Annotated in this window: 16 protein-coding genes; 8 read left to right on the plus strand and 8 right to left on the minus strand. The window is 72.3% G+C overall.

The window, feature by feature from the left end:
• Nucleotides 1-7: 7 nt before the first annotated feature.
• From IEZ07_RS22345 to IEZ07_RS22360, 4 genes are all read right to left on the minus strand, one after another.
• Nucleotides 8-1,876, minus strand: a complete 1,869-nt coding sequence (locus tag IEZ07_RS22345) for a DUF4434 domain-containing protein (protein WP_191896504.1) — start codon at nt 1,874-1,876, stop codon at nt 8-10.
• A 54-nt stretch (nt 1,877-1,930) separates the two neighbouring features.
• The gene (locus IEZ07_RS22350) at nt 1,931-3,019 is read right to left on the minus strand and encodes a glycosyltransferase (protein WP_191896505.1); all 1,089 of its coding nucleotides are present in this window, start codon (nt 3,017-3,019) and stop codon (nt 1,931-1,933) included.
• A gap of 20 nt (nt 3,020-3,039) precedes the next feature.
• Entirely contained in the window at nt 3,040-4,302 is a 1,263-nt protein-coding gene (locus tag IEZ07_RS22355; RefSeq protein ID WP_191896506.1) for a nucleotide sugar dehydrogenase, read from the minus strand.
• Nucleotides 4,303-4,431: 129 nt separating this feature from the next.
• Entirely contained in the window at nt 4,432-6,108 is a 1,677-nt protein-coding gene (locus IEZ07_RS22360; RefSeq protein ID WP_191896507.1) for a glycosyltransferase family 4 protein, read from the minus strand.
• Between the two features lie 57 nt (nt 6,109-6,165).
• On the opposite strand from IEZ07_RS22360, the gene wecB reads away from it, so the two are divergent.
• The 3 genes from wecB (at nt 6,166) to IEZ07_RS22375 (ending at nt 10,914) form a co-directional block, all read left to right on the plus strand.
• The gene (gene wecB, locus IEZ07_RS22365; protein ID WP_373868872.1) at nt 6,166-7,383 is read left to right on the plus strand and encodes a non-hydrolyzing UDP-N-acetylglucosamine 2-epimerase; all 1,218 of its coding nucleotides are present in this window, start codon (nt 6,166-6,168) and stop codon (nt 7,381-7,383) included.
• 62 nt (nt 7,384-7,445) lie between these two features.
• Nucleotides 7,446-9,521: a glycosyltransferase family protein gene (locus tag IEZ07_RS22370; RefSeq protein WP_191896508.1), complete on the plus strand. Its 2,076-nt coding sequence runs from the start codon at nt 7,446-7,448 to the stop codon at nt 9,519-9,521.
• 448 nt (nt 9,522-9,969) lie between these two features.
• Nucleotides 9,970-10,914 (plus strand): endonuclease domain-containing protein, encoded by a 945-nt coding sequence (locus IEZ07_RS22375; protein ID WP_191896509.1) that lies wholly within the window; start codon nt 9,970-9,972, stop codon nt 10,912-10,914.
• A gap of 195 nt (nt 10,915-11,109) precedes the next feature.
• Here the strand turns inward: IEZ07_RS22375 and IEZ07_RS22380 are convergent, their stop codons facing one another.
• Nucleotides 11,110-11,916: an SDR family NAD(P)-dependent oxidoreductase gene (locus IEZ07_RS22380; RefSeq protein ID WP_191896510.1), complete on the minus strand. Its 807-nt coding sequence runs from the start codon at nt 11,914-11,916 to the stop codon at nt 11,110-11,112.
• Between the two features lie 217 nt (nt 11,917-12,133).
• On the opposite strand from IEZ07_RS22380, the gene IEZ07_RS22385 reads away from it, so the two are divergent.
• Nucleotides 12,134-13,045, plus strand: a complete 912-nt coding sequence (locus IEZ07_RS22385; RefSeq protein WP_239320795.1) for a TIGR02452 family protein — start codon at nt 12,134-12,136, stop codon at nt 13,043-13,045.
• Nucleotides 13,046-13,112: 67 nt separating this feature from the next.
• On the opposite strand, the gene IEZ07_RS22390 is transcribed toward IEZ07_RS22385, so the two are convergent.
• From IEZ07_RS22390 to IEZ07_RS22400, 3 genes are all read right to left on the minus strand, one after another.
• On the minus strand, nt 13,113-14,618 hold the full coding sequence (locus IEZ07_RS22390) for an SPFH domain-containing protein (RefSeq protein ID WP_191896511.1): 1,506 nt from the start codon (nt 14,616-14,618) through the stop codon (nt 13,113-13,115).
• 53 nt (nt 14,619-14,671) lie between these two features.
• On the minus strand, nt 14,672-14,872 hold the full coding sequence (locus IEZ07_RS22395; protein ID WP_068897941.1) for an NfeD C-terminal domain-containing protein: 201 nt from the start codon (nt 14,870-14,872) through the stop codon (nt 14,672-14,674).
• A 337-nt stretch (nt 14,873-15,209) separates the two neighbouring features.
• Entirely contained in the window at nt 15,210-16,238 is a 1,029-nt protein-coding gene (locus tag IEZ07_RS22400; protein ID WP_191896512.1) for an acyltransferase family protein, read from the minus strand.
• Between the two features lie 325 nt (nt 16,239-16,563).
• Here IEZ07_RS22400 and IEZ07_RS22405 point away from each other — a divergent pair, with 325 nt between their 5' ends.
• From IEZ07_RS22405 to IEZ07_RS22420, 4 genes are all read left to right on the plus strand, one after another.
• On the plus strand, nt 16,564-19,050 hold the full coding sequence (locus tag IEZ07_RS22405) for a sensor histidine kinase (protein ID WP_191896513.1): 2,487 nt from the start codon (nt 16,564-16,566) through the stop codon (nt 19,048-19,050).
• 64 nt (nt 19,051-19,114) lie between these two features.
• Nucleotides 19,115-19,522: a roadblock/LC7 domain-containing protein gene (locus IEZ07_RS22410; protein ID WP_068897935.1), complete on the plus strand. Its 408-nt coding sequence runs from the start codon at nt 19,115-19,117 to the stop codon at nt 19,520-19,522.
• Nucleotides 19,519-19,866 carry a DUF742 domain-containing protein gene (locus IEZ07_RS22415; protein ID WP_191896514.1) on the plus strand — a complete coding sequence of 116 codons (348 nt, stop codon included), beginning with the start codon at nt 19,519-19,521 and terminating at the stop codon, nt 19,864-19,866. Before IEZ07_RS22410 ends, IEZ07_RS22415 begins: the two co-directional genes overlap by 4 nt.
• Nucleotides 19,847-20,422, plus strand: a complete 576-nt coding sequence (locus IEZ07_RS22420; protein WP_068897931.1) for a GTP-binding protein — start codon at nt 19,847-19,849, stop codon at nt 20,420-20,422. The genes IEZ07_RS22415 and IEZ07_RS22420 overlap by 20 nt, the downstream gene beginning before the upstream one ends.
• Nucleotides 20,423-20,475 lie beyond the last annotated feature (53 nt).

Consider the following 20,475-nt stretch of genomic DNA (forward strand, 5'->3'; position numbering starts at 1 on the left):
ACACCGCTCAGACGTCGATGCGGACGTGCAGCGGCTCGGCCGCCGTGCGCCCGTCGGGAGCGGCCACCTCGATCCGCACCCACGTGCCGGCGGGCACCTGCGTCCAGTCGAAGGGGACCCAGGCGGTCATCAGCCTGTCGGGGGTGTCGGGGGGCGGCGCCGCCAGGTTCACCCCGGCGACCTCGGCGGTCCTGGGCGCGTCCTGCCCCTCCCAGGTGATCGTCACCTTGCCGCCCAGCTGCAGATCGTAGCCGCGGAGCTCGATGCCGTCGCGGATGTCGTGCCCCGCGCGCACGGCCTCCACCGGGATCGGCCGCCCCGCGTCACCGGCCATCTCCTCCGACAGCGACGGGGAGCCGCAGGTGAAGAAGTCGCTCCACATGTAGGAGACGACCTTGGACACGTAGCGGCCGACCTGCGTGACGGCCTGGTCCAGGCGGTCCTTGTCGGTGCGGCCCCGGGAGCCGGTCCTGGTGCCGCACGCCTCGGTCCCGGACGGCTCGAACGCCTCCACGTTGGCCCAGAGCTGCACGTCGTGGCCCTGTTCGACCATCCGCGTCCGCGCCGCGGCCATCTCCCGGTAGTAGTCGCGGGTCGAGCCGTGGTAGGCCTCCCCGTTGGTCTTCTCGCCGACCACCGGGCGGAGCCGCTCGTCCACCGGCTCGTCCCGCTCGTCCGGCCAGAACAGCCCGACCTTGCCGGTCCCCCGGCTGTCCTGCGGCGCGATGATCCCGACGCCGGTCCTGGCCATGGCCTCGAAGCCCGCCGCCACCTCCTTGGGCGTGGCGCTGAACCCCTTCTCCTTGCGCGCCTCCAGGTAAGGGCTGACCAGGACGGGCTTGTCCGGCATCACCTGCTCCACGATCCGGTGCTGGGAGGCGTAGACCCTGAGCGTCGGGTGGTCCCGCGCGGCCTCCTCGGCGCCCTCCGGCGCACCCGTGTAGACCATGTCCCTCATCTGGAGCTCGAACGGCTGGTAGAAGCCGCCGAGCGAGGCCCGGCCGGCGAAGCGGTCACCGTAGTCCGTCAGGATGCGCCGGGTCAGCGTGGTGAGCGTGTCGATCCCCCGCGCCGAGGCCCGGGTGGCCTGCGCCGGGTCCCGGGGGGCGAGCGGCAGCGCGGGGAAGACCTTCACGCCGAACCGGTCCCCCAGGTCGAGCAGTTCGGCGAGGCTGTCCTGGCGCGCCGCGGCGACCAGGATCACGTGGTAACCGCGTCCCCGGGCGGAGAGGTTCGTGCAGTCGCCGTCGTCGCTGCCGTCCTCGGGCGCGACGATCCGGTAGAAGACCCGCCCGTCCACCTCGATCTTCTTCTCGACCTCGGGGCAGCGGAACAGCTTCGGCCCGAACGCCTCGTCGGTCCGGTAGACGAACGTCCAGCTCACCCGGTTGCCCGGGTTCAGCGCCCGCAGGTCGCGCTCGGCCGCGGCCACGCACGACAGTCCGTCCTCCCGGCACCGCTCGTAGCGGGGATCGGCCGCCTCCCCCCCGGAGTCCAGGATCCGGCCGTCCTCGTCGGTCGCGCGGGCCTGCAGGCCCCAGCCGATCCGGATCACGGTGTCGCCGCCGACGCCGTGGATGGCGGCGAGCTGGCTGCGCCAGGTGCAGTGGTCGGCCGTCGGGATGAGCCAGTACCCGGTCACCGCGTACGGCGCGCGCATCGCGGTGTCGAACGTTCCACACGGGTCGGTGAAGGGAGTGGAGGTGGGAGTCGGGGACGGCGAGGAGGAGGGCGGCGCGGCCGCGGACGACGTCGCCGAGGCGGCCTGTGACCGGTCTGCGGCCGGGCCGCCGGGGTCGCCGGAACGCAGGACGATCACGACCGCCGCCACCGCCGCGAGGATCGCCACGCCGAGGAGAGCCGTGAGCCAGCGCACGTTCAGGACACTACCGTTCTCGTGATCAAGCGGGCATAAACGGCACCGGAGATCTCAGTCCTTGACTCCCGCCCAGGCTTCCAGCTGGGCGACGAAACGGCGGGCCGAGTTCGGCCAGTGGTGGTTCGCACGGGCCGCCGCATACCCCCGGGCGCCCTGGGCATGCCGCTCGGCGACGTCGTCCCGGAGCATGAGGACCGCCTGCGCCACCGCCTTGGGGTCCTGCCAGGGCACGACCATGCCGCTGTTGTAGCGTTCTACCAGCTCCACCGCGCGCGGCGACGGAGTCGTGATCACCGGGATCCCGTGGGCCATGTACTCCACGATCTTCGTGGGCATGGAGTGCCGGTAGTTGGGCTCGTCCCGCAGCAGCGAGAGGCCGGCCAGCGCGCCGTCGAGCCGCTTGAGCGCCTCGTCGTTCGGCATGAAGTCGCGCCACTCCAGCAGGCCCTCGGTCACGGCCTGGTTCAGCACCGGCCGCGACTGCGGGTCGGCGTAGCCGATCAGCTCGACCGCCACCCGGTACGGCTGGAGCAGCCGGGCCACCTCGACGGCCTCCTTCACGCCCCGCGCCTCCGACAGCCAGCCGAGGTAGACGATCCGGTCGTCGCCCGGCGGGGTCACGTCGTCCGGCACCCACGTCTCGTTCGGCACCACCAGGTGGGTCCGGCTGAACCGCCCGGCGTAGGCCGACTCGGCGAGGAGCAGGTGCAGGTGGCGCTCGGCCGTGCCCTCCAGGAGGCGGGCCAGGAAGCGCACCGGCGGCCGCAGGAACGCCGGCAGCCAGGGCTTGAGCGACAGGGTCGCCGGGGTGTCCTCGTGGACGTCCCAGACCACCGGCGGGCGCCCGCGGACCCCCGCGACCGCGAGCAGCAGCTCGGGGTCGTGGATGACGGCCAGGTCGACCTGACCGCGCATGCGCTTGAACACCTTGCGGGCGGCGCGCACCGCGGACAGCCGCCGGCGCTCCGCCGCCCGGGGGAGGTCGACGCCGTTCACCCAGGACCGGGCCATGACCCCGCGGGCGGTGTACGGCGCGGCATACGTGACCTCATGACCGGCGTCCACGAGCGCCCGGATCTGCCGGTGCAGGATCCGGGCGTCCTCGGGGTGATGTACCACCGTCATGACGAGCACGTGCACTGCGCGCAGCCCCTTCGTGCCTAGAGCCGCTCGACGCGTTCACCCTCGGCGAGCACGCCTCGGGTGTCGAGCACGAGCTTGCCGTGGTCCTCGACGATCGCCAGGTCGAAGGCGCCGTGCTGCTGCAGCAGCAGCGTCACGTCGGCTTCGGCGACCGCCTTCGCGAGGTTCTCCTCGCGGGGCACCGGAGTGCCGTCGACCTGCCACTGCTTGACGTGCGGGTCGACGAAGACCAGCTCGGCGCCCAGTTCCAGCAGGCCGCGCGCGACCGGCAGGGCCGGGGTCTCGCGCTCGTCGGCGATGTCGGGCTTGTAGGTGACGCCGAGCAGCGCGACCCTGGAGCCGTTCACCGCCTTCTTGTGGCGGTTGAGCAGCCGCTGCACGCGGGTGACCACGTAGGACGGCATCCGCTCGTTGATCTCCTGGGCCAGCTCCACGAACCGGAACGGGTAGCCCAGCTTGCGCACGGTGTAGGACAGGTAGGACGGGTCCACCGGGATGCAGTGGCCGCCGACGCCCGGTCCGGGCAGGAACTTCTGGAAGCCGAACGGCTTGGTCGCCGCCGCCTCGATGGACTCCCAGAGGTTGATGCCGAGCTCGTCGCAGAAGATCGCCATCTCGTTGACGAGGGCGATGTTGACGTGCCGGTAGGTGTTCTCCAGGAGCTTGGCCATCTCGGCCTCGCGGGTGCCGCTGACCGGCACCACCTGCTCGATGAACTGCGCGTAGAACGCGGCCGCCACGTCGCGGCAGGCGTCGGTGTAGCCGCCGACGACCTTCGGCGTGTTGCGCAGGCCGAACTTGGGGTTGCCCGGGTCGATGCGCTCGGGCGAGAAGGCGAGGTGGAAGTCGCGGCCCGCGACGAGCCCGGAGGACTCCAGCAGGGGGCGGGCCACCTCGTCGGTCGTGCCGGGCCACGTGGTGGACTCCAGCACCACCAGGGAGCCGGCGGTGAGGTTCTTGGCGACCGTCGCGGTGGCGCCCTCCACCGCGGACAGGTCGGGACGGTGGTCGTCGTCCAGGGGAGTGGGGACGCAGATGACGATGGTGCGGCTCTGGGCCAGCACGCTCTCGTCCAGCGTCGCTCGGAAGCCGCCGGCCAGCATGTGCTCGAGGTCGGCGTCGGTCAGGTCGTCGATGTAGGACCGCCCGCCGTTGAGGGCGTCCACCTTGCGGGGGTCGACCTCGTAACCGACGACGCGCAGCCCTGCTGCCGTGGCCTCCTTGGCCAGCGGCATGCCGACGTAACCCAGACCGATCACGGCCAGGTCGTAGCCGGTCACTGGGAGACCCTGGGGAGCCGGAAACAACACTTCATGGTCGCAAAGGTTATCTCAACTCCGCACACCCCACGCCTGATGCGATTAAACGCATCACAAATGCGGTGGCCACGGGTTATCTCCATCGGATCATCAACCGCTGATCGTCCGGTAGAGGTCGCGGTAGGTCTCCGCGACCCGGCTCCAGGTGCGCTTCGCCGCCACCTCGGCCCGTCCGGCCTCGCCCATCAGGGCCCGCCGCGCCGGGTCTTCGCGCAGTCCGGCGACGGCGTCGGCGAACGCCTCGGGGTCGCCCGGGGGGACCAGGAGACCGGCGCCCTCCGAGCCCACGAGCTCCGACAGGGCGGGCAGATCGCTGAGCACGACGGGCTTGCCGAGGGCCATCGCCTCGACGGGTTTCAATGGCGTAACAAGTCGGCAAACCCGCAGGTCCTCGCGGGGGCAGGCGAAGATGTCGATGGCCGCCTGGGCCTGCAGCGCCTCGTCCGGGCCGACCCGGCCGGGCAGGATCGCGAGGTCTCCGAGGCCGAGCTCCTCGACCTGCTCCAGCAGCGCGGGGCGCTCGGCTCCGTCGCCCACGAGCAGCACCCGGACCGGGGTCCCCCGGTCGCGCAGCAGCGCCGCGGCGCTGATCATGGTCCGGAAGCCCTCGTAGGCCACGATGCTGGAGACCGATCCCATGACGATCTCGTCGTCGGCGATGCCGTGGGCCGCGCGGAAGGCCGCCCCGTCGTACTCGGCGGTCAGCAGCGAGTCGTCCACCGCGTTGGGCGCCAGGTAGATCTTCTCCCGGGGCACCCCCCGCTCGACGATCTCGGCGGCCATGGTCTCGGCGAGGGTCACCACGGCGTCGGCCGAGCGCATGATGAACGCCTCGCGGTCGCGCTGGAGCACGTGCCGCTGGCTGCCGATCCGCTTGGGGTCGCGCGAGGCCCAGGTCTCCTCCAGGAACCCCCGGACCTCGTAGACCATCGGCGTGCCGGTCCGCTCCCGCACGGCCAGCGCGACCGACCCGTTGCGGTGGTCGGTGGCGGCGTGGAGCACCTGCGGCCGGAGCGTCCTGACCAGCTCGGTCACCTCTCCGGCCCCGCGGATCATCCGCCCGCGGCTCTCGAACGGCACCTCGCCGCTCGGCAGCAGCCGGTGGTAGGGGATGCCGTCGATCTCCTCGTACGGCGTCGCGTCGGCGTGGCCCTGCATCATCGGCCAGCCCCAGCTGGTGACGACGTGCGGGTCGAGGCCCGCCTCCTTCTGCGCCGTGACGATCCGGTGCGTGCGCACGGTGTAGCCGGCCTGGGTGTACGGCAGGGCGTTGGTGACGCAGTGCAGCACCCGGCCCGTGACCCGCTCGCCCACGATCACCTTGGACTTGGGCGGGATGGGGTTCGGCTGGATGGCGGCCAGCTCGCCGGCGTAGTAGGCGGCCCTGCGCTTGATGAAGGGGTACTTCGCGTGGCCCTCCAGCACCGCGACGGCCTCGGTCATCCGGCCCGCGTCGAAGTGCTCCTTCGCCTCGTTCCAGGGTCCCCGGACCACGCGCATGCCGAACTTGCGCACGGCGACCCGGGCGCGCCGGGCCAGCGGCCAGGCGACCCGGCCCACGACGGGGCGCAGGCTCGGCGGGAGGGTCTCCGCGGCGGCCTGGGCGACGCGCACGGGGTCACTCTTGACCTTGGTCGCGACGACTCGGGAAACGATGATCGGGTGCTGGGCGAAACCCTTGAGGAGTCCGCGCAGGCCGGCACGCGCCGACTTCGCGGAAACCGTCGAGGGCGCCGAGGACTCCGGCCGACTGGCGTCAGGTACCACGGTCGTGACCGTACCATAGGCAACGTTTGCCCCACTCCCACATGAAAGGCGAGGTCAATGAGGGACTCCGCCCCTTCGCCGGCGGCTCCGGCCGGCGAGCAGGCCCCCGGGAAGGCCTCAGAGCAGGCCGCTGAGAAGGCTCCCGGCGACCCCCTCGTCCTGCACGTGCTGGGCGCCCGCCCCAACTTCGTGAAGGCCGCCCCCGTCGTGCGCGCGCTGGACGGGCTGGGAGTGCGCCAGGGCATCGTCCACACCGGTCAGCACTACGACGCGCTGATGTCCGACGTGTTCTTCGCCGATCTCGGACTGCCCGAGCCGGTCGCGAACCTGGGCGTCGGATCCGGCTCGCACGCCCGCCAGACGGCGGCCCTGCTCACCGGTCTGGAGGAGGTCGTGCTGGAGCACGGCCCCGCGCTGGTCGTCGTCTACGGCGACGTGAACTCCACGCTGGCCGCGATCCTGGTCTGCGCCAAGCTGCAGATCCCGACCGCGCACGTCGAGGCGGGCCTGCGCTCCTTCGACCGCGGCATGCCCGAGGAGGTCAACCGGGTCGTCACCGACGCCCTGTCCGACATCCTCTTCGCCACCTCGCCGGACGCGCTGTCGCACCTGTCGAACGAGGGCGTGGACCCGGCCCGCGTCCACCTCGTCGGCAACCCGATGATCGACAGCCTCTTCTCCGCGCTGGACCGCCTCGACCCGGCACCGGTCCGCGCGCGGCTCGGCCTGCCCGAGCGGTACGGCGTGGCCACCCTGCACCGGCCCGCCAACGTCGACGACCCGGCCGCCGCCAAGGAGCTGGTCGACGCCGTCCTGCAGGTGAGCGAGCGGTTGCCGATCGTGGTCCCGATCCACCCGCGCGGGCGCGAGCGCCTGGCCGCGGCGGGGCTGGTGACCGGCGGGAACCTGCTGATCGTCGACCCGCTGGGCTACGTGGACTTCCTCTCCCTGGTCCGGGGCGCGTCCCTGGTCGTCACCGACTCCGGCGGCGTGCAGGAGGAGACGACCATGCTCGGCGTGCCCTGCCTGACCGTCCGGCCCAACACCGAGCGGCCGGTCACCGTCACCCACGGCACCAACCGCCTGGTCACCCCGGACCTGCTCCCGGCCGCCGCCGACAAGGCCCTGGCCGACGGCGCGGCGACGCCCTCGGGCGAGCTGCCCCCGCTCTGGGACGGCAAGGCGGGCCCGCGCATCGCCCGGGTGATCGTCTCCTGGCTGAAGGGGGAGAACCTCTCTCCGGCCTCGCAGGCCGTACCGCCCAAATCCCTCTAAAAGCACCGTTCCGGTACGGCGAAAGCCGTACCCTGGCACGACCCCGGACGAAGGCGACTCCCATGAGCTCCACCTCCCCCCTGAGTGACGAGACCCCCGAAGAGCCGAGGTTCCAGCGGCTGGGACCGGTCAACTGGCTGCCCGAGGAGCGCAAGGTCGTCGAGCGCTTCGAGGAGCGGGTGCGGGACCTGGAGCGGCGCCTGGCCATCGCGGAGGCGCGCGCGGATTACGCCCAGTGGAAGCTGGAGTCGACCCGGGTCCAGCGGCCGTACCGGGTGGCCGAGGCGCTCACCGGGGCCAAGGGGCCGGGGGTGGTGCGGCTGCCGGGCAAGCTCCGCATGGCGCTCAAGCCGCGCAAGGGGCCGGAGGCTCCGCGCCCGGTGGCCGAGGTGGTCGCCGAGCTGGACGAGCGCGGGCCGTCGGTGGACGTGCCGGTGGTGAAGTGGCCCGCCGGGCCGGTCGTCCGGCCGGACCTGAAGGTCGCGGTCATCCTCGACGACTTCTCCCGGATGGCGTTCAAATACGAGTGGGACCAGATCGAGTTCGGGCTGCGCGACTGGCCGGAGGTCTTCGCCGAGCGCCGGCCCGAGCTGCTCTTCGTGGAGTCGGCCTGGCACGGCAACCAGGGGCGCTGGCGCTACCAGATGACGGGGACGAACGCCCCCAAGCCGGAGCTGCGCGCGCTGATCGACTGGTGCCGCGAGGAAGGCATCCCGACGGTCTTCTGGAACAAGGAGGACCCGCCGAACTTCGACTTCTTCATCGACACGGCCAAGCTGTTCGACTACGTGTTCACCTGCGACGGCGACATGGTGCCGAAATATCGCGAAATCCTGGGACACGACCGGGTGGACGTGCTGCAGTTCGCGGCGCAGCCGCGGGTGCACAACCCGATCCAGGAGAAGCAGGGCCGCGTCCACGACGTCGTCTTCGCCGGCATGTACTTCCGGGACAAGCACCCCGAGCGCCGCGAGCAGATGGAGACCGTGCTCGACCCGATCCGCGAGCTGGGCCTGCACATCTTCGCCCGGAACGGGACCGTGGACGAGAAGTACGCCTGGCCGGAGAAGTACGTCCCGCACATCGTGGGCGAGCTGCCGTACGACCGGATGCTGGCCGCGTACAAGATGTACAAGGTCTTCCTCAACGTGAACTCGGTGCTCGACTCGCCGACCATGTGCGCCCGCCGGGTCTTCGAGCTGTCCGCCTGCTCCACCCCCGTGGTGACCGGCTGGTCCCGGGCGATCGAGGAGACGTTCGGCTCCCTGGTGCCGATCGCCCACGACCGGCTGGAGTCCTACAACACGGTCCTGCACCTGCTCAACAGCCCGGAGCTGCGCGCCCGCCAGGGCCACCTGGCCATGCGCGAGGTCTTCGACAAGCACCTGTTCTCGCACCGCGTGGACCAGATCCTGGGCTTCCTCGGCCGGCCCGTCGAGCCCCGGACCCGCTCGGTCTCCGTGGTGCTGCCGACCAACCGCGCCGCCCAGATCGAGCACGCCATCTCCTCGGTGGCCAAGCAGGTCCACCGCCCGCTCCAGCTGGTGATGGTCCTGCACGGCCTGGACATCGACCCGGTGGTCGTCGCCGACAAGGCCAGGATGGCCGGGATCACCGACGTCGTGGTGCTGGCCGCCGACCCGTCGATGTCGCTGGGCGCCTGCATGAACACGGGCATCGCCGCGGCCGAGGGCGAGCTGGTCGCCAAGATGGACGACGACAACCTGTACGGCGAGCACTACCTGTCGGACCTGGTCCGCGCCTTCGACTACTCCGACGCCGAACTGGTCGGCAAGGGCGCGCACTACGCCTACTTCGAGTCCACCAACACCACGATGCTCCGCATGCCGGGCCTGGAGCACCGCTACGCCTGGCTGGTGCAGGGCGGCACCTTCCTCGGCAAGACCGACATGTTCCGCCACTACGCCTTCGAGGACGTCACCCGCGGCGAGGACACCCGGCTGGTCAAGCGGCTGCGCGAGGACCGGGTCAAGATCTACTCCGCCGACCGGTTCAACTTCGTCTACTGGCGCAGCGGCGACCCGGCCATGCACACCTGGCAGCCCGACGACCACAAGCTCACCCGCGGCGCCCAGTTCTCCTTCGTCGGCCGCCCCGACGACCACGTCATGATCTGACCTCTCCTCTCGGCCGGGTTCCGTGCTCGTGCGGGTCCCGTTCACGCGGTGGCCGGGCTCGGTACGCACTGCGGCGGGTCCCGTCCCTGCGGTGGCCGGTGTCGGTGCGCACTGCGGTGGGCCGGTGGTCCTGCCGGCCGTCGCAGCTGATGCCTGGTGGGGTCAGGCCTCCGGCCTGGCGGGCGCGCGGGGTTCGGGCCTTTATACACCGGCAGGACCACCGGCCCGCCTCCGCGCACCGCTGCTCCGCCGTACTCATGCGGGCCGTAGCGTCTCGCTCTCCGGCCGCCCATCGTCCCCGCCGCCGCTGAAGCGACCCGTGCGGGGGCGTTCAGGGCGGATCGCCGTCGCCTGCGGCCATCCTGTCGGAAAGGAGCTCAGGGCCCGGCGCCGTAGGGGGCCCCGGATTCCGGGCACCCACCGTCCCTCGGGGTGCGAGACTCCCGGGGTGCCGCGCCGTCCTCGCATTCCCGAAGGGCTCCGCACCGGTCCGTTCCAGGGAACACAGGCCGTACGCGCCGGGCTGCTCACCCCCAGCGAGCTGCGCAACCCTTGCTGGGTCCGGATATATCGCGACGTCTACGTCCATGAGGGTGTGGAGATCACGCTTGACGTCCGCATAGCCGCCGCCGCGCTGCTCCTGCCCCGAGGCGGTGCGATCGGCGGCCACGCGGGCGCGTGGTTGCACGGCGCCGACCTGCTGCCGTACGCCCGCCCGGCCGGCATGTCGGCACCGTACTCCGACCCCGCCGGCACCGTCATCGAGGCGGTCGTCCCACCGGATGCGGCCCTCCACTCCCGGGCCGGAGTGACCGTACGGCGGGCCGTCCTGGCTCCGGGCGAGGTCACCGCGGTCCGGGGCGTCCCCGTCCTCACCCCGCTGCGGCTCGCCTTCGACCTGGCCCGGACCGCACCCGACATCACCGAGGCGGTCGTGGCCGTCGACGCGCTGGCCCGTACTCCCCGGCGCCGCCACTTCGCCCCCGCCGCCCTCCTCGAGACAGCCGCCCGCCACCCCGGGCAGCGCGGCGTACGGCGACTGCCCGAAGTCGTCGAGCTGAGCGACCCGCTGGCCGAATCCCCCATGGAGACCCGCCTGCGGCTGCTGCTCGTCCGCGCGGGCCTGCCCCGGCCCGTCTCCCAGTTCGAGATCTGCGAGGAGACCGGCCTGCGTCTGGCCCGCGTCGATCTGGCCTACCCCGACGCGAAACTCGCCATCGAGTACGACGGCGACAACCACAACGGGCGGTGGATGAAGGACGTCCTGCGCCAGAACCAGATCTTCAGCGAGGGCTGGCGGCTGCGCCGCTACACCAAGCAGGCGATGTACGGCGCACCCGAACTGATCGTCCAGGAGGTCGCCCGTCTTCTGGCGGATCCCCGTTCCCCCTGACCCCGGCATCCCGTCGTCCGCTCCGGTCCTCCTCCTGGCACGGCCGCTCCGGCGAAGCCGGCCGGTTCCCCGAATCCCGCGCGGAGGTCACTCGGTGGTGACGGGCCGACCCAGTGGTGACGGGTCGGCAGAGCGTGTCCGACGGAGTTCCGACGGCGGACCGCCGAGACCCCGTCGCGGGAATCGGCCCGGCACTCAGACGGCCTTGAGGAAGCCGCCGTCGACGGCGAACTCCGTGCCGGTGGTGCTGCCCGACCTCGGGGAGGCCAGCAGGGCGACCACGTCGGCGATCTCCTGCGGGTCCACCAGGCGCCCGGTGGTCAGGCCCATCATCTGCGGCGCCACGGTCGTGATCACACTCTCCCGGTCGGTGCCCGCCTGGCCGGCGATGATGTCGGCGGCGCCGCCCTCCTCGGTCCACCACGCGGTGAGGACGGGCCCCGGCGAGACCGTGTTCACCCGGATGCCCTGCGGGCCGTACTCCTCCGAGAGCGCCTTGGTGAGGTTGTTCAGGCCGGCCTTGGCGGCGCTGTAGTCGACGTTCATCGCGGCGGGCTGCCGGGCGACGCCGGAGGAGACGTTGACGATCGCCCCGCCGCCGCGCCCGAGCATCACCGGGACGGCCGCCCGGATCGCGCGGACGGCGGAGAAGAGGTTGAACTCGAACATCTCCCGCCAGTCGGCGTCGGTGGGGGTCAGGAACCCGAAGCGCGGCAGCTTCGCGCCGGGCGGCGGGCCTCCGGCGTTGTTCACCAGGACGTCCAGCCCGCCGAACTCCTCCACCGCGCGCGCCACGACCTGACCGGGGGCCTCGGGGTCCGTCAGGTCGACCGGGACGTGCACCAGGTCCGTTCCGGCCAGTGCGTCCAACTCGGCGCTGCTCTTGCGGGAGGCCGCCACCACGCGCGCGCCCTCCTCCAGGAAGGTGCGCACGACGGCCAGCCCGATGCCCTTGGACGCCCCGGTGACGACGGCGACACGGCCGGAAAGTTGCAGATCCATGAGGTTCTCCTCCGCTCGACTCCTGGCCCCGGCGGGGGCCACGGCCATGAAGGTAGTCCGATCACCGGACCGGCCACCGGCGGCGATCGGACGTGCAACTCCAGCGGAATCCGGACATCACAGCAGGTCAGCCGCGATCCAGTTTTTATCTGATTGAGAATGTCTCTCTATGAGATTAACCTCCCGGCGAGAAAGCGACGACGACGCCGGAGAGACGATGATGAGAAGAGACGAGCGCCGGGCTCTGGCCGCGGAGACCGTGGAGATCCTGGAACGCGGCTGGTACGCCGACGGCTCCGGGCGGCGGGTCTCCGTCGCCGGTGAGCTCGACGCCGCCGTCGCCGGCACGCGCCTGTGGACGCCCGACGAGCTGACCGGGTTGCTGACGGTCCATGGGGAGCGGTCCGGCGGCCGGACTCCGGGGGCGGCGAACCCCGTCCCCTCCGGTCGGGTGGAGGTCGTCAACGAGACGTCCCTGTCCGCCGCCCGCCGGTTGACGGACACGGGCGACCCCGTGGGCGACCCGGTGGGCGACCCCGTGGGTGACCCGGTGGGCTGCCTCAACTTCGCCTCGGCGAAGAACCCCGGAGGCGGGTTCCTGAACGGTTCCGAGGCGCAGGAGGAGAGCCTGGCCCGCTCCTCCGGGCTGTACCGCTGCCTGGTCGGGGTGCGGGACTTCTACGACTTCCACCGGGGTCAGGGCGACCCGCTCTACAGCCACCGCGCGGTCTTCTCCCCTGCCGTCCCGGTGTTCCGGGACGATCGGGGCGGGCTGCTCGCGCAGCCGTACCCCGTCTCCTTCGTGACCGCCGCCGCGCCGAATGCGGGCGCCATGCGCGGGGACGGCCCGCGGCTGGAGCGCCTTCCCGAGGTCCTGTCCGAGCGGGCGGCGCGGGTCCTCGCACTCTTCGCCGCGTCGGGGGTGCGCAGGGTCGTGCTGGGCGCCTGGGGCTGCGGCGTGTTCCGCAACCCGCCCGAGTCGGTGGCGTCCGTCTTCGCCGGGCACCTCGGCCCCGGGGGCGCCTTCCACGGGACGTTCGACCGCGTGGTCTTCGCCGTGCTCGACCGCGCTCCCGGCACGCCCACCCATGACGCCTTCGCCCGGGCGTTCCGGTCCCGGGCCGGATAGCCCTCGTCCCGCCGAGGAGGGACCCGGCCGGGCCGCCGCGCGGGGGCCCGGCCGGGTGGTGTCGGGGTCAGGGGACGGGGTCGGGATCCTTCGGGGGGACGGGGGTGCCGTTCGCGGCGGGGACGACCCCGTTGGAGGCGGGAGCACCGCCGGCCAGCAGGGTGCGGGCGAGGCCGAGGCCGGTGCCGCCGAGGGTCAGCGCCTTGGCGAGCATCTCCTCGATGCCCTGGGCGCCGTTCAGCACGACCATGTGGTCGACGTTGCCGAAGGCCTTCGCGCCGGACTCGACGATCTTCGGCCAGTTCTCGGCGAGCTGCTGGGCGATGACCGCCTCCTGGTTCTCGGCGAGGGCCTCGGACCGGGCGCGGATCGCCTCGGCCTCGGCCAGGCCCTTGGCCCTGGCCGCCTCGGCCTCCGCGAGACCCTGCGCCTTCGCCGCCTCCGCGGCGGCCAGACCGCGGGCCTTGGCGGCCTCCGCCTCACCGAGACCGGTGGCCTTGGTCGCCGCGGCGGCGGCCTCACCGCGCAGCCGTACGGACTCCGCCTCGGCCGCGGCGGCCTGCTTGACCTGCGAGGCCTGCGCCGTGGCGCGGAGCTCGGTCTCGCGGGCCTCGGCCTCGGCCTGGGCGATGCGGGCGTCGCGCTCGGCCTGGGAGAGCTTCACCGTCTCGTAGGCCTTCGCGTCGGCGGGCTTGCGGACCTGCGCCTGGAGCCGCTGCTCGGCCAGGGCCGCCTCCAGCTCGGCGGCCCTGGTCTCCTGGACCACGACCTCCTGGCGGGCCGAGGCCTCCGAGAGGGGACCGGCCTGGCGGGAGCGGGCCTGGGCCTCGTCGATCTCCGCCTGGTAGGAGGCCTGCTTGATCTGCGCGTCGCGCCAGGCGGCGGCCTTGTTCGCGGCGGCGATCTGCTCGGCCTCGGTGGCCTCCTGGTCGCGCTGGGCCTCGGCGATGCGCGCGGAGGCGGCGATCTTGGCGGCGTGCGGCTTGCCGAGGTTGGTGATGTAGCCGGTCTCGTCGTCGATCTCCTGGATCTGCAGGGAGTCGACGATCAGGCCCAGCTTGATCATCTCGTCGGCGGCCGAGGCGCGGGTCTCACCGGTCAGCCGCTCGCGGTTGAGGATGAGGTCCTCTACGGTCAGGTTGCCGATGATCGAGCGCAGGTGACCGGTGAACAGCTCGTGGATCGCGCCGTTCATGGAGTCCTGCTGGTCGAGGAAGCGGCGGGCGGCGTTGGCGATGGAGTGCAGGTCGTCGCCGACCTTGTAGATCACCACGCCCCGCACCACGACCGGGATGCCCTGCTGGGTGACGCAGGAGACCTGGAGGTTGGCGGCGCGGCTGTCCAGGCGGAGCCGCCGCGCCGTCTGGAAGCCGGGGAACACCGCGGTGCCCTTGCCCGTGACGATCTTGAATCCGAGGCTGTCGGCGAGTTCGGAGTTCCCGCGCGCCCCGAGGCCGGAGATGATCAGCGCCTCGTTGGGCTCGGCCACCCGCCAGACGGCCTTGAACAGCAGGATGAGGATGAGGAGGGCGGCGAGGGCCGCGCCTCCGATGATGAGGTATTGCGTCGGCATCCGGACCTCCGCGGTGGGGGAGTTGGGAGGGAGGGGGGAACGAAAGGAGAGGGTCAGACGAGCGCGCGGGCGACGTAGACCGTGCGCGGTGGGAAGTATTCGACGACGACGACGATCGAACCGACGGAGATCTCCTCGTCGGGCACGGTGGGGTGCGCGTAGAACGCCTCGACGCCCCCGCGCACCGCCACCAGGACCTCCCCGACCAGGCCGGGGCCGATCCTGCCGGTGACCCTGCCCTGCTTGCCGATCACACGCGGCTCCCCGTCACGTCATGGAACAGTCATGGAACGAAAACCCCGGATCCGGACGCTACTCCGGCACGGCCGTCTCCACCACTCGCCGCGGGACGACAGGGGCGTTCTCGGCCGTGTCGGAGGAGTGCCGCCGATCCGTGTTCTCCATCCCCGTCCTGGCAACGAGCGGGGCTCCCGCGGCGTTCCGGATCCCGCGAGTGCTCAAGACCCGCGGGTGCTCAAGGCCCGCAGGTGCTCAAGGCCCGCGGGTGCTCAAGGCCCGCGGGTGCTCAGGACCCGCGGGCTCCTCGCGCGTTCGGCGGGCGCTCAGGAACCGGAGCCGCGGCTTGCCGGGTCAGGCCGGGCGCCGCAGCCGGGTGAAGGCCCAGCTCATCCGCGGCTCGACCGCCCAGCGGGCCGCCCTGCGCACCGGCGGGGTGCACAGCAGCGCGGCCAGGCCGGCGCCGCAGAGCGCCACCGCCGCCACCCCGGGCACCGTGGCGGCCCAGTCGCCGTAGTACCGCTCCGCGGCCTTCACCACGAACCCGTGGAGCAGGTAGGCGTACATGGTCGCCGCGCCGAGCCCGGAGTACCAGGTCCGCCCGGACGGGGTGACCGCCAGGAAGGCGGCGACCAGCAGCGCCCCGGCGGCCAGCAGGCCCAGCCGGACGAGGCTCCCGGTGAGGTCGTCCACCCCGATCGCCTCGTTGGCGTGCCGCCAGCGGATCCACTCCGTCCGCACCTCCGTGTGCAGGACCAGCGCCGCCGCGGCTCCCGCGGCCAGCACGGCCGCCCCCGCGACCCGCATCCCGCGCCGCCGGAGCAGCGCGAAGTGCTCGGGGCGGAGCATCAGGCCGAGCACGTAGAACGGCAGGAGCGCGAGCGTGCGGTTCATCGAGAGCTCGTCGGGCAGGGAGCTCGTCCCCGAGAGCAGCGAGAGGCCCACCGCGACCGCCAGCGGCCACCTGAGCTGCTGCCAGACCGGGGTGGACAGCCGCCACAGGAACAGCGACATCAGGAACCAGGTCAGGTAGTACGGGTCGAGGAGGCTGATCTCCAGCTTGCCGTGCATGACCAGCCGCGGGAGCGAGTAGGCCAGTTCGAAGAGCACGTACGGCACGGCGAGCGTGCTGATCAGTTTGCGCGCCTTGCCGGAGGAGAAGGTGAAGTTCCGCGACAGGTAACCGCTGAGCACGATGAACAGCGGCATGTGGAAGACGTACACGTAGAAATAGGCCGCGTGCGCGACCGCCACGTCCCGGAGGTCCTCGATCAGATGGCCGGAGACCACCAGTGCGATCGCCAGGAACTTGGCGTTGTCGAAGAACGGGTCACGACCGGTCTCGCCTGGGGGGTCCGTCCGGACGGGGGTTGCGACGCTCACAGCCTCCGGACCCTAACGAGGCGGCCCCGGGTCCTCGCCCAACACCGGGTGAAGGCCCGGAGAACTCTCCCGCCGGACGCCTCCGGCGCCCCGGCCGCGCACTTCGGGGCGCGGATCCCGTTCTCCGGGACGGGAAGGCCCTCGCACGACCGCCCCCATGGAAAATCATTACAATTCCAACATTTGCCCCATTAATCACACCAATCAGCAGGCCCTCCACTGCACACGAACCGTATCGGTGCTAGTCTCCTGTCCGATCTTTCGGAGGCGCATTCACCCCCAAACCGCCGCAAGCCTCCGCGCACTGAGGTTGGGACGAGTGGGCATGGGCTCTGGAAACCGCTCGATTCGGTTCAAGATCTTCTTGCTGCTGCTCCTGCCCCTGCTCTCGCTCAGCGCCCTGTGGGGCTTCGTGCTCAACCTGACCGTCGGCGAAGGGGCCGCGCTGCTCCGGGCGGACAGGCTCTACGAGACGGTCGGCGTGACCTCCACCGAGCTGGGACGGCAGCTCCAGTCCGAGCGCACCCGCACCTCCACCGCGATCAGCTCGCGGGAGCTCACCAGCGGCTTCGGCGAGCAGCGCGCCCGCACCGACCGGGCGCTCGCCGAGTTCCTCAGCGCCGAGCGGACCATCGGCCCGGACGACCCCGAGCTGCGCGCCTCCCTGAACGGGCTCACCGACCGCCTCGCGAAGCTGCCGGACATCCGCTCGGCGATCGACGGCGGCCGGTACACCCGTCTCGAGGCGCTGTCGCACTACAACGACATCCTGGACGCGGTCTTCCTCCTGTACGACCAGCTCGTCTCGGTCCCCGACCTGTCGATCTTCCAGCAGGCCACGGCCATGCAGGCGATGGGCAACGCCCGCGAGATGCTCGCCAGGGAGGACGCGCTGATCAGCGGCGCGCTGATCGACGGCCGGTTCTCCGACGACGAGCGCGCCGCCTTCGCCGAGCACGCCGCCGCCCGCCGGTTCCTGCACGCGCGCGGCCTGTCCGGGCTGGACGCCACGCTCAGCAGGCCGTACCGGGAGGTCTTCACCTCCCCCGCCTTCGAGAGGTTCCTCGTCGCCGAGACGGCCGTCGTCTCCGGTGAGGGCGTCGCGCCGCCCGCCGAGGCCCGGCTCTGGAGGGAGATGGTCGCCCCCCTCGCCGACCGGCTCGACCGGCTCGGCGCCGCCTCCTCCGACGCCCTGGCCGAGCAGTCCCGGTCGCTGTCCTTCGGCGTGGTGACCCGCATCGCCCTGGCGGGCGGGGTCGGCATGGCCGCCGTGGTCGTCTCGATCGTCATCTCGGTCCGCTTCGGCCGCCGCCTCGCCGGCGAGCTGGCCGGGCTCCGCGCCGCCGCGCTCGACCTGGCGGACGTGCGCCTCCCCCGCCTCGTGGCGCGCCTGCGGCGCGGCGAGGACGTCGACGCGGCGGCCGAGGCCCCGCCGATCGAGGCGCGCGCCGCGGGCGGCTCGGCGGAGGTCATCGACGTGGCGCACGCCTTCGGCTCGGTGCAGCGCACCGCGGTCGAGGCCGCCGTCGGCCAGGCCGACCTGCGCCGCGGCGTCAGCCAGGTCTTCGTCAACCTGGCCCGCCGCAAGCAGGCCCTGCTGCACCGGCAGCTCTCCCTGCTCGACAGCATGCAGCGCCGGGCGACCGACCCCGACGGCCTCGACGACCTGTTCCGCCTGGACCACCTCACCACGCGCATGCGCCGCCACGCCGAGAGCCTGATCATCCTGTCCGGCGCGGCCCCCGGGCGCGCCTGGCGCAACCCGGTGCCGGTGGTCGACGTCGTCAGGGCGGCGATCGCCGAGGTCGAGGACTACAAGCGCGTCACCGTGTCGCCGCTGCCCGACGCCCTGTTCGACGGGGCCGCGGTCGCCGACGTCACCCACCTGATCGCCGAGCTCATCGAGAACGCCACGATCTACTCGCCGCCGCAGACCACGGTCACCGTGCGCGGCGACGTGGTGGCCAACGGGTTCGCCGTCGAGGTGGAGGACCGGGGCCTGGGCCTGGGCGCCCTGGAGTACGAGGAGATCAACGCCCGGCTCGCCGACCCGCCGGAGTTCGACCTGGCCGACAGCGACCGGCTGGGCCTGTTCGTGGTGGGCCAGCTCGCCGCCCGGCACGGGATCCAGGTCGTGCTGCGCGCCTCGCCGTTCGGCGGCACCACGGCCATCGTGCTGGTCCCGCGCGCGGTGCTCGCCGAGCTCCCCTCCCCGCTCTCCGTCACCGCCGAGCGGATCCCGAGACGGCCCGCCGGGCCCCGGCTCGCGGACGGCGCCGGGAACGCGGCCCGGCTCGCGGACGGCGCCGGGAACGCGACCGCGGTCGGCGGCTCCGCTCCGGCCGCGCTGGGACCGGCCCCCGCCCGGAGCGGCACGACGTCGTCCTCCCCGCGCGGCGCGGGACTGCCGCGCCGTACGCGCACGGTCCCTCCCGCCTCCCCTGCTCGCGACGCCTCCGGCCGGCCCCTGGCCGCGCCGACGCTCACCGTGGTGAACGGCCTGCCGGACGGCGGGGCGAAGGACCCCGGCGGCCCGCCCGTCCGGGAGACCACGGGCCCCGGTAGCCTGCCCAGGCGTGTACGGCAGGCGAACCTCGCCCCGCAGCTGCGCCAGGACGCCCCGGAGCAGGAGGAGCGGGCGCCGGAGCCCCCGGCCGCCGGGCGCTCGCCGGAGGAGGCCCGGGCGCTGTTCTCCGCCTTCCAGGCGGGCGCGCGGCGCGGGCGCGAGGAGCAGGAGGACGACGCCGGCGGGCGGGAAGACCGCGCCGGTGATCTCGCACACCAGAAGACAGGCGAAAAGGAGGACAAGTGACCGAGCACAGCGAGGGTGCCGGCCGGCGGGAAGCCGTGGTCATGCGTCCGACGGAGGAGGTCACATGGCCGGAAAACTGAGCGGCACCGGCGAACTGAACTGGCTCCTCGACGACCTGACCAGCCGGGTGGCCGCGGTGCGGCAGGCGGTGATCCTGTCCACGGACGGACTCGCCGTCGGTTTCTCCAAGGGGCTCAGCCGCGAGGACGCCGAGCACCTGTCCGCCGTCGCGGCCGGCTTCCAGAGCCTGGCGCGCGGGGCCGGACGCCACTTCGGCGGCGGCGAGGTCCGCCAGACCATCGTGGAGATGGAGTCGGCGTTCCTGTTCGTCACGGCCGCCGGGCAGGGGACCTGCCTGGCCGTGCTGAGCAGCTCGGACGCCGACGTCGGCCACGTCGCCTACGAGATGGCGATGCTGGTCAAGCGGGTCGGCCAGCACATCTCCGCGAATCCGCGCCAAGGCCTGTCATGACCCGCTGGATGGATGAGGAGGCCGGGCCCGTGGTCCGGCCGTACGCCCTCATCGGAGGCCGCACCAGGTCCTCCGGTGACGCGCTGGACCTGGTCGCCATGGTCACCGCGACCGGCGGCACCCCCTCCGGCGGGTTCGTGCCCGGCCCGGAGCAGGAGCGCATCCTCACCCTGGTCACCACCGCGACCTCGGTCGCCGACATCGCCTCGGAGCTCGACCTGCCCCTGGGCGTGGTCCGGGTCCTCCTCGGCGACCTGCAGGACCACGGTCTCATCTCGATCGGACGCGCCTCGGCGAGTGAGCGCATTCTCAAGGAAGTGATCAATGGACTTCGAGCCCTCTGACGAGCCGGTCGCGCTCAAGATCCTCATTGCGGGCGGCTTCGGCGTGGGCAAGACCACGCTCGTCGGCGCGATCAGTGAGATCCGCCCCCTCCGCACGGAGGAGGTGCTCTCCGACCGGGGCATCGGCATCGACGACACCGACGGCGTGGAGGGCAAGACCACCACGACCGTCGCCATGGACTTCGGCCGCATCACGATCCGCGAAGGGCTGGTCGTCTACCTGTTCGGCACGCCCGGCCAGGAGCGGTTCTGGTTCATGTGGGACGAGCTGTCCTACGGCGCGCTGGGCGCGGTCGTGCTGGCCGACACCCGGCGGCTCACCGACTGCTTCCCCTCGATCGACTACTTCGAGCAGCGCGGCACGCCGTTCATCGTGGCGGTCAACTGCTTCGACGACGCCGACCAGTACGACGTCGAGGAGGTCAGGTCGGCCCTCGACCTGGACCCGGACGTCCCGGTGCTGATGTGCGACGTACGGCGCCGCGCCTCGGCCAAGACCGTGCTGGTCACCCTGGTGGAGCACTCCCTGCGGGTGCTCACCGCGAGCCAGGCCTGACCCTCCCGCACCGCGGACCGGCCGCCTCGCGGTTCCCTCTTCGCCGAGGGAGC

Origin of the sequence: Planomonospora parontospora, from assembly GCA_014647935.1 — a bacterium.
GTDB classification, from domain to species: domain Bacteria; phylum Actinomycetota; class Actinomycetes; order Streptosporangiales; family Streptosporangiaceae; genus Planomonospora; species Planomonospora parontospora.

Excerpts from the sequence above, each read along its gene's own strand:
- IEZ07_RS22370 (WP_191896508.1), top strand. The coding sequence starts at position 7,446 with ATGAGCTCCACCTCCCCCCTGAGTGACGAGACCCCCGAAGAGCCGAGG.
- wecB (WP_373868872.1), top strand. The coding sequence starts at position 6,166 with ATGAGGGACTCCGCCCCTTCGCCGGCGGCTCCGGCCGGCGAGCAGGCC.
- IEZ07_RS22410 (WP_068897935.1), top strand. The coding sequence starts at position 19,115 with ATGGCCGGAAAACTGAGCGGCACCGGCGAACTGAACTGGCTCCTCGAC.
- IEZ07_RS22385 (WP_239320795.1), top strand. The coding sequence starts at position 12,134 with ATGATGAGAAGAGACGAGCGCCGGGCTCTGGCCGCGGAGACCGTGGAG.
- IEZ07_RS22415 (WP_191896514.1), top strand. The coding sequence starts at position 19,519 with ATGACCCGCTGGATGGATGAGGAGGCCGGGCCCGTGGTCCGGCCGTAC.
- IEZ07_RS22390 (WP_191896511.1), bottom strand. The coding sequence starts at position 14,618 with ATGCCGACGCAATACCTCATCATCGGAGGCGCGGCCCTCGCCGCCCTC.
- IEZ07_RS22380 (WP_191896510.1), bottom strand. The coding sequence starts at position 11,916 with ATGGATCTGCAACTTTCCGGCCGTGTCGCCGTCGTCACCGGGGCGTCC.
- IEZ07_RS22420 (WP_068897931.1), top strand. The coding sequence starts at position 19,847 with ATGGACTTCGAGCCCTCTGACGAGCCGGTCGCGCTCAAGATCCTCATT.
- IEZ07_RS22405 (WP_191896513.1), top strand. The coding sequence starts at position 16,564 with ATGGGCTCTGGAAACCGCTCGATTCGGTTCAAGATCTTCTTGCTGCTG.